The 13625-nt window shown below is 40.0% G+C and carries 13 protein-coding genes and 1 pseudogene; 6 read left to right on the top strand and 8 right to left on the bottom strand.

All coding sequences use genetic code 11. The annotated features are described in order from the left end of the window. Nucleotides 1-67: 67 nt before the first annotated feature. From ACYRY3_RS38535 to ACYRY3_RS38520, 4 genes are all read right to left on the bottom strand, one after another. Nucleotides 68-841, bottom strand: coding sequence for a DUF502 domain-containing protein (locus ACYRY3_RS38535; RefSeq protein WP_460207021.1), 774 nt, complete (start codon nt 839-841; stop codon nt 68-70). A 521-nt stretch (nt 842-1362) separates the two neighbouring features. After that, a complete protein-coding gene (locus tag ACYRY3_RS38530; RefSeq protein WP_460207020.1) occupies nt 1363-2244 on the bottom strand; it encodes a glycosyltransferase family 2 protein in 882 nt (293 codons plus the stop codon). A 193-nt stretch (nt 2245-2437) separates the two neighbouring features. Next, nucleotides 2438-3274 (bottom strand): hormogonium polysaccharide biosynthesis protein HpsJ, encoded by an 837-nt coding sequence (gene hpsJ-B / locus ACYRY3_RS38525; protein WP_460207019.1) that lies wholly within the window; start codon nt 3272-3274, stop codon nt 2438-2440. Between the two features lie 342 nt (nt 3275-3616). Then, entirely contained in the window at nt 3617-4249 is a 633-nt protein-coding gene (locus ACYRY3_RS38520) for a TIGR04282 family arsenosugar biosynthesis glycosyltransferase (RefSeq protein ID WP_460207018.1), read from the bottom strand. A gap of 402 nt (nt 4250-4651) precedes the next feature. On the opposite strand from ACYRY3_RS38520, the gene ACYRY3_RS38515 reads away from it, so the two are divergent. The 3 genes from ACYRY3_RS38515 to ACYRY3_RS38505 all read left to right on the top strand — a co-directional run bounded on the left by ACYRY3_RS38515 (nt 4652) and on the right by ACYRY3_RS38505 (nt 7500). Further along, entirely contained in the window at nt 4652-4936 is a 285-nt protein-coding gene (locus tag ACYRY3_RS38515; protein WP_009457351.1) for an HU family DNA-binding protein, read from the top strand. A gap of 26 nt (nt 4937-4962) precedes the next feature. Beyond that, nucleotides 4963-6051, top strand: a complete 1089-nt coding sequence (gene cobD / locus ACYRY3_RS38510; protein ID WP_460207017.1) for a threonine-phosphate decarboxylase CobD — start codon at nt 4963-4965, stop codon at nt 6049-6051. A 75-nt stretch (nt 6052-6126) separates the two neighbouring features. Beyond that, nucleotides 6127-7500 (top strand): dihydrolipoyl dehydrogenase family protein, encoded by a 1374-nt coding sequence (locus ACYRY3_RS38505; protein ID WP_460207016.1) that lies wholly within the window; start codon nt 6127-6129, stop codon nt 7498-7500. Nucleotides 7501-7589: 89 nt separating this feature from the next. Here the strand turns inward: ACYRY3_RS38505 and ACYRY3_RS38500 are convergent. From ACYRY3_RS38500 to ACYRY3_RS38490, 3 genes and pseudogenes are all read right to left on the bottom strand, one after another. Further along, nucleotides 7590-8729: pseudogene (locus ACYRY3_RS38500) on the bottom strand (glycosyltransferase); the annotation flags it as partial. 77 nt (nt 8730-8806) lie between these two features. Further along, entirely contained in the window at nt 8807-8962 is a 156-nt protein-coding gene (locus ACYRY3_RS38495) for a hypothetical protein (protein WP_460207015.1), read from the bottom strand. 10 nt (nt 8963-8972) lie between these two features. Next, nucleotides 8973-9137, bottom strand: coding sequence for an NAD-dependent epimerase/dehydratase family protein (locus tag ACYRY3_RS38490; protein WP_460207014.1), 165 nt, complete (start codon nt 9135-9137; stop codon nt 8973-8975). Between the two features lie 488 nt (nt 9138-9625). Between ACYRY3_RS38490 and ACYRY3_RS38485 the strand changes: the two genes are divergently transcribed. From ACYRY3_RS38485 to ACYRY3_RS38475, 3 genes are all read left to right on the top strand, one after another. Beyond that, complete coding sequence (locus ACYRY3_RS38485) at nt 9626-9796, top strand: DegT/DnrJ/EryC1/StrS family aminotransferase (protein ID WP_460207013.1); 171 nt, start codon at nt 9626-9628, stop codon at nt 9794-9796. Between the two features lie 9 nt (nt 9797-9805). Next, nucleotides 9806-11101: an acyltransferase family protein gene (locus ACYRY3_RS38480; RefSeq protein ID WP_460207012.1), complete on the top strand. Its 1296-nt coding sequence runs from the start codon at nt 9806-9808 to the stop codon at nt 11099-11101. Between the two features lie 129 nt (nt 11102-11230). After that, nucleotides 11231-11872 carry a histidine phosphatase family protein gene (locus ACYRY3_RS38475; protein WP_460207010.1) on the top strand — a complete coding sequence of 214 codons (642 nt, stop codon included), beginning with the start codon at nt 11231-11233 and terminating at the stop codon, nt 11870-11872. Between the two features lie 51 nt (nt 11873-11923). Here ACYRY3_RS38475 and gntT read toward each other — a convergent pair whose 3' ends face one another. Beyond that, complete coding sequence (gntT, locus tag ACYRY3_RS38470) at nt 11924-13267, bottom strand: guanitoxin biosynthesis MATE family efflux transporter GntT (RefSeq protein ID WP_460207009.1); 1344 nt, start codon at nt 13265-13267, stop codon at nt 11924-11926. Nucleotides 13268-13625: the final 358 nt, after the last annotated feature.

The raw sequence follows: 13625 nt of genomic DNA, 5'->3' as shown, positions 1-13625 counted from the left end.
AACTCCCAAGCACTTACTCTCAACTAGTAACCACTAACTACTAACTCCTAACTGATAATTATTGACTCTAGGTTTCTTCGACAGGCATAACTTGTCGTTTTGTTTCTAAAGGTGGGACATCCAGTTTACGCTCTTTGGGAATAACTAACGGAGGTAAGGGTGTGTTTGTTGCAACAATACCACCAGAAACTACTATTTTAAAGGCATCTTCAATAGACATTGACAGGTTGACCACCTCGTCTTCCGGAACAACTGCATACCATCCCGTGGTGGGATTCGGAGTTGTCGGGATAAAAACGCTCAACATAGAGCTAGACATATGAGCTTGAATCTCACTACTAATATTGCCAGTCACAAAGGCGATCGCCCATATTCCCCGTCGCGGATATTCCACTAAAACAACACGGCGAAATTTACCACCCGTATCTTTTAATAGTGTTTCTAAAAGCTGTTTAAGAGTTTTATATACCTGTCCAGCTAAAGGAATTGCCTGTAACAGTCGCTCCCCTAAATCCAGTAACCACCGCCCTGCAATATTCCTAGCCATCAAGCCAATAATAAGAATACTTAATAGTGGCACCATTAGTCCTACTAAGAGATTCAGCAGGTTGACCAAGATGGGATGCATTCCCTGAAAGGGGTTCAGTTGTTTGGGGATTTGGGTGAGAAAGTTGATAACCCAAATTGCGATGGTAACTGTTAACCAAATTGTGGTCGCTAGGGGAATAACGACTAACAAACCTGCAATCAGGTCATTTTTTAAGTCCTGTTTCCAGCGATTGATTGCCAAGCCCCCATTCTCCTTTTTTAGGCAAGTGGAACTTCTTTTATTGGTACTCATATCAGCAATTTAGTCAAATGGCAAAGCGACTCACTAACGACTGTCAGCTGATAGCTGCCGACTTTTACCTACACATAGTTACTAACAACGGCAGTTGCAGTAAGCTAACCCAACAGCGTGTCATTTGTCTTTTTAAGACTTGTAAACGATTGTTTCAAGTCTTTTAACGTATTACTAATACTACCGTGCCAAATAAAAAGCTGCTAACTATTCTGAAAGTATGACTGTAACTGCTTAGATTTAGGTTGTTGGTAAATAGATCTCTATAGAGTCAAGGGATCTCAGTTCGTAAGAATTATTTGAAACTTGTTAAGATATATAAATTATAGCATAATTTGACTAAGTATTGTGAGATGTCACAAGCTAAGCTCACCCAAGGAAGTAGAGTCAGATGGGTAAAGCCCACTCTTATTGGTGTGGTTGCCCCAAAACTATGCAAAAATAATTTTTTTAGTTTGGATGGGTGGGTCGCCCATCCCTGGAGGCAAATCTACTTAACTACAAAGTCTTTAGTAGCATATTTACTCTGCAGAATGGGAGACTAAGCTAGTAGTTTGAGTTTGAGCATTATTGGCATCCAAGTTGGGTATGGGCATATGTTTCAATTCCCAAACTTTGAGTAAAATTAGGTACTCGTAGAAAGCTTGTAAGGTACACCAAGTAAAACCCGGATACCCATCCAAGAAGCCACCCAGAATAAAATACATATAAAGAAAACGTATCAGGGGTCTAGCTGGCAAGCGTAAGGATAAGTCTTTGAGAGCCCGACGTCGTTCCACTTCTGTCTTGCCAAAAAACAAATGACGCCAATTAACCATGCCACCCTCCAATTGCTGGACGGTTTCTTTGGCTTCATCGCTAGAGTAGCGATTGTGTTTTTCTATCCAACGGCTAAAGCCCTTACTAGAAGTGTAATGGGGGTAGGTTTCCTTCAAAAAGCTTGTCGTACCCTCACAAACTTCTCTTTCAGTATGACCGTAGTCCACGAACCAGACTTTACCGTGGCGGAAGAGGCGCATTTGATAGCGGGGATACTGGGTGCTGCGCCGAATCCAACGATTCATAAACATAACCCGTTCGGCAACGTAGTAACCCACGTATTCCTGGCTCAAAATTGCCCGCTCGCATTCTGCAAAAAGTTCTGGCGTCATACGCTCATCTGCTTCGAGAATATAAACCCATTCATGCTTGGGTGGTATATTTTCTAGCATCCAAGTTCGTTGGCGACCGTGGCTTTCAAATGCGTGTTGGACGACCCTCACCGGATAAAAGCTGGCAATTTCCACAGTGCGATCGCTGCTACAAGAATCCACAACAATAATGTCATCCGATAGCATTGCCGACTCTATACAAGCAGCAATGTCTAGTTCTTCGTTATAAGTCAGTATGTAAATTGACAACATTTCAATTGTTAGTATTCATATTTTGTTTGTGCTAAATTATACCTCTTGATAGGCTAACTGGCAATGTACAAAAAATGACTTGTTAAACATAAAATATTACAAGCGCTTAATAATTTCATGCTCAAAGTTAGTGAAGTGGCAGTATGAACCACCATGAGTGAGGTGATGCCTCCTACTGCCTTCAGCTTGTGAATTAGCGTGCTGGCACTTTGCGTCCACCACCCTGTGTAGCACCCATACCTTTTATTCCCGACCAGCCAATGATGATGTAACCGATAGATAACAGCAAACTGCTGAAACCAATTCGCAATCCAGATTTCCATGCCCTTTCTCGGGCTTGTTTCTCAGCTTCTTCCTTACGCTCGCGAATCTGGCTAAGTTGTTGATTTGCCAGGGTTTGAGGATCGCTTTGCTGAGCAATAAATTTGTCGAGTTCTTGGGGATTTGCCTTAAACTTCTTCAATAAATCTTTTTGGGCTGGAGGAATATTTGGGTTTTCGAGTGCTTGCTTGTATCGTTGCTCATCTTTCAGCAATTCCGTAAACTGATTTCTGATTTGAGATTTTTGCTGTTCTACGGCTGCTCTAACTTTATCGTTACTCAATTGAGCTTGCACTTGATTGAGCTGGGTTTTCAGTTGATTTTCTGCAGCTTCTGCATCCCTTGTGATTTGTTCTACCCTAGATGCACTTGCTTGACGAATGTTATTAAGGTGCAAGGGAAAAATCAGCAAAAACATTAAGCCCAAAACACTGGATATTACCAGTGCTGGAAATCTTAAATCAATGCCAGGACGGCTGGCATCATCAAAACTATCAACCCAGTATCCAGCAAATAGCATACCTAAGCCCACCAGAGGGACAATTCCTCGGTCAACAAGCGCTGTTGCCAGATCGATTTGCCATGCCTTATTAGTTGGTTGGAAGGGGAACAACAGAATTAAAAAATCAACAAAGAAGGACAAAATTAAAATAATTCCCACCACCTTGAGTGTTCGGGAAGCGGTTACAGCTGCCAAATGGTTATTCATAGTTTTTGTCTTGCATTTAAAGGTGAGAGTTGTTCTATTCAAAGGTACTGGAATATTGTTCCCATGATGCTATCGGTTGTTTGTGATTGGGAGATTGTTTTTTTGGATCGCGAATATTTACATTTACTACCTCTTGGTTTAGGCTACATCACGCTAGCATCTGTGTTTGAGCGCGTCCTCAGGAAATACCTGTGTTGAAGAATACCAAATCAAGAGTTGCACTGCTTGTGACAACAGTAAATACCCCATTAGGAGGAAGATAGCAGAGGGATGGATGTAACGTATATCGCGGATGGTTTATCTGTGAAACTAACAGATAACCGATTCGTTATATGTGTTATGTCATCTGTTGCCAAGTTTTTCCCATACTGGTAAATCCTCTGGACGATCGATATCAGAGAGGACGGGTAAATAACCTACTGATAAGTTAAAGAACTGTGCCTTTTCTATAGTTTGTTGCAAGACATGACTTGTTCCCCAGGTAATGTTGGTAAATAAATCTGGGACAGGGCGTTTTAAACCAACTAAGTAATAACCTCCATCTGTGGCAGGACCGAGCACCAGGTCGTTGTGGTTAAGTCGATCAAAAGCCATTCTCAGAATTTCAGCATTCACTTCAGGACAGTCTGTGCCAATGATAATAACTTTTTTTGCGCCTGCCTCAAAACCACTCTTGAGCGATCGCAGCATACGCAAACCCAAATCCCCCTCGCCTTGCGGCTGGCAAGTGACATCAGACCCCAACCAATCTTGCATCAGTTGCAAATTCCCACCTGCAAACCGCACTTCCAAGGATACGCTCAAGCTACTTTGCAGTTGTTTAACCTGAAGTATTGTGTGTTCTGTCATTTGGCGCTGAAGTGTAGCCGCACCTTCAGGACCTAAAGCAGGTATCAATCGGGTTTTTGTTTTGCCCGGTTCAGGATAGCGAGTGAAGATAACAAGGTATTGTTGCCTATTTGTTGATATGGACATGAGGTGTAAGAGTAGGTTACTTGCTAGCACTAGTTTTTCATTTTGAACTTCAAACGCTTGAATTTTGAATTTTGAATTTTTTCTTACCCACCCCTGTTGTCAGAGTTATAGGGGTTATTACTAAGTATTTATTCCTACCGTATTGGGCTTTTTTAGCGGAACAAGTGCCCTTTTTATAGAAAAAATCCTGAAATCTATATAAATTAATGGTTTCATGTATCCACTTCTGGCTTGGACACTTTAGAATGATTCATTGAAAAGTCGAGCCTATGAGACTTACAGGTCTTTTAGGCATAAATACTCTAAAAGGATGACTTCTGTAAATCTCCCAATAGAGAAATAAGTAGAGATGCATCAGGGAGCATCTGTACACAATCTCAAGTAAACCCTAAGGAGTTTGACATGAATAAAGGTGAATTAGTTGATGCAGTGGCTGAAAAAGCTAGCGTTACCAAAAAACAAGCTGACGCAGTTTTAACGGCGGCATTGGAAACTATCATTGAAGCGGTTTCTTCTGGCGATAAAGTCACGCTAGTGGGATTCGGCTCTTTTGAATCACGGGAACGTAAAGCCCGTGAAGGTCGCAATCCCAAAACCAACGAGAAAATGGAAATTCCAGCCACTAAAGTTCCTGCCTTTTCAGCTGGAAAGCTGTTTAGAGAAAAAGTTGCACCCCCAAAATCATAGGTTTTCCCAACTGTGAGCCTATGGTGATGGGGCAACCAAAACACGGGGGAAACCTAGCTTGGGCAGCAGCACTGGCTGGCTGTCCCCCAAGTGCCATTCTGGATTTTTCTGCCAGCATTAGCCCTTTGGGACCTCCAAAAAGCACTCTGGCTGCAATTGAGTCCCAATTGGATAATCTCAGGCATTATCCAGACCCAGATTATTGTGAACTGAGACTTGCTCTCAGTCACTTTCATCAATTACCCCCCGAGTGGATTTTGCCCGGTAATGGCTCAGCAGAGTTGCTCTCCCTAGCAGGTAGGGAATTAGCTCAATTAGCCGCAACGGCTTTAATCACTCCAGCTTTTGGCGATTACTATCGAGCGCTGGCAGCATACGATGCCAAAGTTCTGGAGTGTCCTTTGTCATTAGTTATTCGTCCTTCATCATTTGTGATGAATGATTTGTCATTGATTCTTGACAAAGAAGAAAGGACAAAAGACAAAGGCCTATTGCTCAATAATCCTCACAATCCAACAGGAAGGTTATTTTCGCGGGAAGCAATTTTGCCATACCTGGAGAAATTTGCTTTGGTGGTAGTAGATGAAGCTTTTATGGATTTTCTACCTCCAGATCGGGAACAAAGTCTGATCGATGTGGTGCAGGAATATCCGAACTTAGTGATTTTACGATCGCTAACCAAGTTCTACAGTCTACCTGGATTGCGACTGGGGTATGCAATCGCGCACCCCGACCGTTTGCACTGCTGGAAGTTGTGGCGCGATCCTTGGCCTGTGAATACCCTAGCAGCAGCGGCAGCAGTCGCTGCTCTCAAAGATAGGGCTTTTCAGGAAGAAACTTGGTCATGGCTACCACCAGCACGCAACCAACTTTTCCAGGGTTTAGCTTCCTTACCAGAGTTGGAACCCTTACATGGTGCTGCTAATTTTTTACTTGTGAGATCGCAGCAGTCTACATTGCATTTGCAACAGAAATTACTCAAGGATCACCGAATCTTAATTCGTGATTGCCTGAGTTTTCCTGAATTAGGCGATCGTTATTTCCGTTTAGCCGTGCTCTCTTTTTCAGACAACCACCGCTTGCTAAAAGCTTTATCATTAGTCAAGAGTCCATAGTCCAGAGTCAATAGTCAAAGAAATTATTGACTATTGACTATTGACTATTGACTATTGACCAATGACTAATAACTCATGACTATTGACTACGACGTTGTGATTATTGGTGGCAGCTTAGCCGGACGCTTTGCTGCCCTAACTGCAACCAAATTAAGAGCTAAAGTTGCTTTGGTCGAACCAACTGTCAACAGTGCGTTACCTCTAGCTAGCACACCCTACGAGTTTATCTATCACCATGCTTTTAGCCAAATCAGCAACTTTGCCAAGCAGCTTGATGAGGCATTTCTTCAGGGTCTTCAAACTACATGTGCTGAAACTGGAGAGAAATGCCAATTTTCTGTAAATACGTCCCAAGCAATGCTGTACGCCCGTGGCGTTATTTCTAATGTCCAAGAACAGCACTCACCTAGTGTTCTAGCTGCACAGGGAGTGGATTTTATTGTTGGTAATGGTCAATTCCAACCATCACCTCATCTGGCATTTATCGTAAATAACCGTCAGCTTCGCGCCCGCACTTATTTGCTGGCTACAGGTTCTCGTCCGGCATTACTAGAAACTGAAGGATTGCAAAAAACAGGTTTTTTAACTTTACCTCATGTTTGGCAATGTCTTAGCAGTCCTACACCACCCAAACAATGGGCGATTGTTGGCGGTGTTCCCCAAAGTATTGAAATGGCTCAAACTTTGGCACGATTGGGTTACGATGTCACCCTGGTTGTGGAACACAGCCACGTTCTTCCTCAAGTTGATATTGAAATCATCCAACTGCTTTGCAGCCAACTAGAAGCAGAAGGTGTACGTATCATTACGAAAGCCCCAGTTACACAGGTTAGGCGCATCGGGAATAAAAAATGGCTCCAAGTAGGAGATAAGGCAATTGAAACAGATGAAATTATCGTGGCAGCTGCACAACAGCCAAATATTGAATCTTTAAATTTGGCTGCTGTAGATGTGAAGTGGAACCAGCACCGCTTATTGGTGAATGAGAAACTGCAAACTACCAATCCCCGTATTTGGGCTTGCGGTGATGTCATTGGTGGCTATGAAGTTGCCAATGTTGCTCATTATGAAGCAAGAATTGCTTTATACAATGCACTCTTTTTTCCAAAATTCAAAGTCAATTACCAATCTATCCCTTGGGCTATATTTACTTACCCGCCAGTAGCACAAGTTGGTTTAACTGAAGCACAAGCTAAACGCCGATACAGTCATGATGATATTATCGTCATACGACAATATTCTAAATTCATAACAGCTGCTCAAATTCAAAATGAAACCACAGGTATTTTTAAATTAATCACTCACAAGCATGGAGAAATTTTGGGAGCTTCTATTTTGGACACAAAAGCCATAGAGTGTATTAATGAGTATCTACTTCCCATTTCTTTTAATTTTAACTTAGAAACTCCCGTGGCTCTATTGCGCCAAATAATGGGTATAACTGTGTAGGAATATCCTCTGATGATTGCTTTAAGCGGCATTTCTACAGTTAAGTTAAAGTGATGGGATAAAAGAGGAGTAATTCCTTCTATAACTTCCCGTCGGTAAGCTTTAAAAGCATTAGTGGTATCATTAAACTTTAAGCCAAATAAAAGGGAAATAAATAAATTAGCAAGGCGATTGACAATCAATTTATGGGGAGGATAGTCAATAACATGACCACCTGGAATAAAACGAGAACCAAACACACAATCATAGCCTTCTTGTAACTTGTGATAGTAATCAACAATATTTTCTGGCGCATCAGAACTGTCTGCCATTACAATAGCTACGACATCTCCTTGGAAATTTTCTAACCCACATCGCACAGCAAAACCAAACCCATTAGGATAGTAGTTATTTATATAACTTACGTTACTATTTTGAGAACTGAGTTGCTGCAATAATTCTTCTGTGCGATCGCTGCTATTGTCATTAATCACAAGAATTTCGTAAACAATTCTTTTTTCTTCTAAAAGCTGGCTGATAGATTGAACAGTAGCTACGATACAATCTTCTTCATTATGAGCCGGAATGACAATTGATATAACCTGAATATTTTTAGACTTTCCTGATAGAGAATGACTCAGTGAGACAGAGCAACTTTCTAATGCTGGTGCTAATCCTTCAGGAGAATAAATTTCTGTTGAATGCGGATATTTTTTCCGATTTCCCAACAATTTAACTGAAGTTTCTTCTTTTAATAAAAGCAATAAAGCTAAATGATATAAGCCATTCTTGCTCAGCAAAACTAGGGAAATAGTGTCAATTGATTGACAAATATCTGACTTTTGAAAGACTAAGCGATCGCTAATTAAGTAGTTAAGAGCCGCACTCACTAATACGCCAAATAAGGTGTTAATAAAATAATTAACTTCTAAGCGATCTAAGAGAGGAAAAATGAAAAAGAGCCGAGCAATAACAGCCGTTCCTGCCGCAATATGGTAGAGAGGGATTTGCCTCAACAATACTTCTCCCACTGTCCAAGCTCCCCCTGGCCATACCCAAATTCTGTAGATGAAAAAACTAGCTAACAGTGACAGTTCAATGGACAATCCATTTGCAACATTGCGTAAAATAGAGGTATTAAATTCTAACCATTCAATGAAACAAAAAATGAGGATTAAATTGAGCGTAGCTGCTATGCCACCACCGATAAGAAACTTGAAAACTTTACTATTCAATATTTCTTTTAACATGATTTCCTTAAGTTAGTTGAGTTTGTTTATCTACGAGCATTAGAATTTACAATTTATTCATAGAAATTCCTTTCAATTTAGATAGAACTAATAGGTAAATTTAACTCTGAACCTCGTCGCTTCAAGTTATCTAAGGCAATAATCTTCCAGTCCGGATAGCGTTGAGCTAATCCTAAACCCAGAGAACTTCCTACAAAACCCGCTCCTCCTGTAATCAAAACTCGTTTGCTCATGAGTTTCTTTCTAGCTCCAGCGACTTATATTTTCCGTCAAAATCTCTTTCAAAATATCGGTTAAGGAGCGCATATTGTTGTCAATGCCAACCACGGTAAAGCCACGATTACAGAAAAATCGGACTGATTCAGAACCAATTAACCCGGCTGAACCTGTTACCAAAATGATGGTCATGATTTTTTTTTAGGTAGTTTAAAGAGCAATTGTCTAAGAGCTAATTTCTCAACTAGAGTACAGGCTTAGTATCGTCAGGGTTTCAGGTATTTTAACCCATCAGTTGTTTATTTTCTAAAAGCCATTTCCAGCAAAGAATTGGGTATTCTTAAGATTTTTTTTACGAATCAGCTTTTACAAGGGCAGAAAGTTTTACATAGGTTAAATCGCAGAAATAATAAACTAATTTTTAAAACCTTGTCAAGTAGTTTTTGTTTTAAAATATATGATATACTTTACACTAACTGTAAATGATATTAATATTCTTATGACAAAATACAGAATTATTCAAATTGAACCTTGAATCGACAATAGTAAATGGTAGAACGGCAGAGCGGTTCGACCCATAGTTAGAAAACGTTGACCAGATAGTCATTCTATGCAAATAGATTCGGACGAAAAGTTAGCGCCAACTTCTAGCCTGAATCCGCCAAATAGAATTTGGCGGTGTGGCTCAATTAACGGTGGCTAAATATGCGTTCGCCCCTTGGGCGGCTCCCTTCAGGAGTATCGCCACTTCTGATGGAAACAATGCACTCTTGTGTGGATTAAAAGTGTTAGGAATTGGTTTTGGTGATGAAGTTATTGTTCCAGATTTAACTTTTGTTGCTTCAGTTTAATGAAATTTCATGAATATTAATGCAAAAATAGAGCCCGATCGCAGAAGTGATGACTCTTTAAAAAAGAATTCAATATTAGACTATAATTTAGAGGGTATTAGAGGACTTGCTGCCCTTTCAGTCGCATCAGCTCATGTTTTTGATGTCAAAAATTTTTTAGACCCTACCTACCATCCCAATATTTATTTCAGCTATTTACAAGCGGGGCATAGTGCCGTTTTACTATTTTTTGTTCTCTCAGGCTACGTTATTGGCTTAACAACTAAAAAAGACTTCTCTATTGAACAAGCTTATAATTATATATTACGTCGAGCGATTAGAATTTTACCCATTTATTTCATTGCTATTTGTTTAGGAGTATTGGCTGAACCTAATGAAAAATTTAAAATCGTTTTAGGAAATTTATTTTTTTTGCAAAATTTCGATAGATACTTTTCTTTTTCCCTACCTCCTATAGCAGGTGACGGGGCTGTGTGGAGTTTAAATTACGAAATTCTCTATTATTTAGTTCTTATCTTTGTCTGGTGGTTGCATCCTAGAATTTTAGATATGTTTTTAGGGATTTTTCTAGTCAGTGCTATAGGCTGTTTTTTTCCATTATTTCCCCAGTTTCTTGCTGGTTATGCCTCCGGATGGATTTTTTGGTTGAGCGGGCTATTATTAGCATGGAAAATACAACCCTCTAGTAAAGAAGAATCTTTTTTACCGCTTTTTAGCTATATTTTATTATTTCATGCTACCAATCATCTTTTAACAGGTAAATATATTTTAAACGCTTTAGGTTTTTCCAATCCAGTTGTTAGTCATGTCAATTTTTCTGACCTAACAATTCTGCCAATTTGTATATTAATAGTTAGTGAAATCACACGTCGCTATTTTTATGGGTTGGTTTATTTACGTTTAATCAGTTTTTTAATTCCTATTTTTCACCTGCTTTGGATAATTTTGAAAGAACGTGTTTTTCAAGAACCAAAATTGGTAGCATCATCTTTGTTTATCATACTTGCAATTATTATTTTAAAATATAATATATCTGCTGATGGCTTGAAAAAAATAAATTTTATGGGTCGTATTTCTTATGCTTTCTATCTCTTACATACACCGATTGCTATACTAATGTATAAATACTTTCCTTGGCAAGGAACCGTTTTGAGTTTTTCCCTAGGTTTATTCATTTGGCTTGTTATCACAATATCATTGTCAAGTTTTCTAGAGCTTGTGATACAACCTAAAGTTAAATCTCATTTTAGGGAATGGGGAATAAGTAACAGGGAACAGGAAATAGCAAACACGGAGATGTCCTAATCTTTAATTTGACTGCTGAGAAATTTCAGCCCTGCTGATTCAAAATTGGTCAAATGAGTCTGGAAATCAAAACCCTGCCGTAGAAATGGAGCCTTCCTTATCAATCGCTGTGTATGAGGATAACAAGAAATGAAACTGGTTATTGTACGTCATGGGGAAACCGAGTGGAATGTACAGGATAAGGCTACGGGGCAACTCGATAGTCCATTGACACCCAAAGGAATCCGGCAGACCCATGCCATTGCCGAGCGCTTACGGCGTCTTTCATTCACCACTTTTTACAGCAGTGACCTGGGTCGTGCTGTTCAAACAGCCAATATCATTGCTGAAGTATGTGGAAAGAAAGTCATTTTTGACCCGGAATTACGAGAGTGGAATATGGGAATATTTCAGGGATTAACAGTCTCTGAAATGCACGAGAAGTTTCCACAGGAACGGCAAGACTACGAACGTATTGGCTTTGAATACGTCATCCCAAAAGGAGAAAGTTTAAGGCAATGTAGAGACAGAAGCTTTCGTGTCCTGAGTGCGATCGCTGAACGACATTTAGATGAAACCGTTGTGGTACTCACTCATGGTTGTGTCTTGATGGGTTTTTTTGAAATGGTGCTTGGTCTCCCACCTGGAAATAGTTGGCGCTTTAAGTTGTATAATGCGAACTTCTGCACTTTTGAGTATGTTAACGGGCTCTGGAGTCTGATTGTCTGGAATGATGTGAGTCATCTCGAAAATATGGAGACTTCACAGCTTAGTAGTAAACATAAGTTTTGAAAGGAATAATGTTCTAGAACTAGTATTATCAAGATAAATTAATCAATTCAATTATGAGTTGACAACAGCTTCCTTTTCCTCATTTGATTGCAAAGTCATAGGTATCTGTATCCCCAGAGTGAAAGTGCAAGACAACATAAATGTAGATAAAGCCAACCATAAAAAATGATTGCTATGAAAATAGAAGGTTGATAAAAATAGACCGGTGATTCCCAGCAAGCCACTGATTGTGTACGTATTGCGTACAGCAACTCCCTCACCCAAGCCAGCAAAATATCCATCTAGAACATAAGCAAATCCCGACCCGACTATAACAAGAAGTACCCAGGGGATATACACTCTAATTGCTTCTACCAATTCAGAATGGTTAGTGAACAGATTAAATATGGGGTCGGGGAAAAAGACAGCAGCCATCCCAACTACTAAAGCAATAGCCAGATTAGTTCCTAATGCAATTTGCAAAAGTGGGACAAATTTATCTTTTGCGCCTTGACCTTGAAAGTTACCGATTAAAGTTACCGTAGCGTATTCTACTCCATCACACATATACATACTTAATGCTACGACTTGAAGAAGTAAAACATTTTCAGCCAGAACACTAGTTCCCAATGTTGCACTAAAAACATTGAAAAGGACAAAAATACATACGATCGTTACAGACCTAACAGATAGATTGCGGTTCAGAACAAAAGGAGTTTGGAAGGTGGACAAATTGAAGACTTTCCCTGTTAAAGCACCTACTTCTTTTAACGGAACTTCACGGATAATCATCCCAAGCCCTACAAATAAGGTTATATACTGGCTAATAGCTTGCGACAATCCTGCCCCCATGCTTGACCAATCCCAAACAACAATGAAAAGGTAATTCAATACAACATTAGCAACGTTCCCAACAATAGTAAGTAAAAGGACTTTGCGGTTTTTTTCTTGTCCAAGAAACCACCCAACTAAGACGAAGTTGATTAAAGCCACAGGCGCTCCCCAAATCCGGCCATTAAAATAAGCAATACCGGCAAGTTCTACATCTGGAGTAGCGTTTAACAACATAAACCCTAGCTTCCCTATAGGGTATTGCAGTAGCAGAAAAAGTATACCCAATCCCAAAGCAAGTAAGACATTTTGTAGTCCTGCTAGAAGTATTGCTTCTTGGTCATCTCGTCCAACAGCTTGAGATGTAACTGCACTTGTTCCTGACTTGATAAAGGAACAGCTCTCGTAGAGAAAATCAAATAAAATAGCGCCTAATGCCACCCCTGCTAAATAACTGATGTTTGACAGGTGTCCCAGGAAAGCGACGCTGATTGCACCGGACAAGGGTATTGTAATATTCGACACTACGTTGACACTAGCAATTTTCAAAAAGCGATATAGAAAGTCGTATTGAAGCAATGTCAAAGCCCCTTGGGTTAAATGTTCATGTATATTTTATCATGTAACTAGACCCAAAATTCGCTAGGTCTGGAAGTATAAGCAAGTTATTTAACTGCTGAAAGCCTCATTTTTGATGACTCTTTTCTTGCTGTACTCTTGTTGCATCGAACGAATGCGAAGTGATGGATCGTTGGTTAGGTCGTTGGCATATTTGACTTGCCAGGTATACTTCGTGAGCGCTGTAGCTTCGTACTGGGTAGTGGTTAGAGTACTGCAACTGGTGAGGTGAGAGCGCTCTCACTTACCACAGCCACTGTCAAAAGCAAAAATATCGGCTTCCTCATTATTTTTTGCTGCTCGTCTGATAAAAAACGAATACTGC

It is taken from the genome of Scytonema sp. NUACC21, from assembly GCF_054684315.1.
Note: the sequence above shows the minus strand (reverse complement) of the source record. Positions and strands in the feature narration are given on the sequence as shown.

Coding starts and splice junctions, on each gene's coding strand:
- ACYRY3_RS38515 (WP_009457351.1), top strand. CDS start 4,652: ATGAATAAAGGTGAATTAGTTGATGCAGTGGCTGAAAAAGCTAGCGTT.
- ACYRY3_RS38520 (WP_460207018.1), bottom strand. CDS start 4,249: ATGTCCATATCAACAAATAGGCAACAATACCTTGTTATCTTCACTCGC.
- ACYRY3_RS38530 (WP_460207020.1), bottom strand. CDS start 2,244: ATGTTGTCAATTTACATACTGACTTATAACGAAGAACTAGACATTGCT.
- ACYRY3_RS38490 (WP_460207014.1), bottom strand. CDS start 9,137: ATGACCATCATTTTGGTAACAGGTTCAGCCGGGTTAATTGGTTCTGAA.
- ACYRY3_RS38480 (WP_460207012.1), top strand. CDS start 9,806: ATGAATATTAATGCAAAAATAGAGCCCGATCGCAGAAGTGATGACTCT.
- hpsJ-B (WP_460207019.1), bottom strand. CDS start 3,274: ATGAATAACCATTTGGCAGCTGTAACCGCTTCCCGAACACTCAAGGTG.
- ACYRY3_RS38495 (WP_460207015.1), bottom strand. CDS start 8,962: ATGAGCAAACGAGTTTTGATTACAGGAGGAGCGGGTTTTGTAGGAAGT.
- ACYRY3_RS38475 (WP_460207010.1), top strand. CDS start 11,231: ATGAAACTGGTTATTGTACGTCATGGGGAAACCGAGTGGAATGTACAG.
- cobD (WP_460207017.1), top strand. CDS start 4,963: ATGGGGCAACCAAAACACGGGGGAAACCTAGCTTGGGCAGCAGCACTG.
- ACYRY3_RS38535 (WP_460207021.1), bottom strand. CDS start 841: ATGAGTACCAATAAAAGAAGTTCCACTTGCCTAAAAAAGGAGAATGGG.
- ACYRY3_RS38505 (WP_460207016.1), top strand. CDS start 6,127: ATGACTATTGACTACGACGTTGTGATTATTGGTGGCAGCTTAGCCGGA.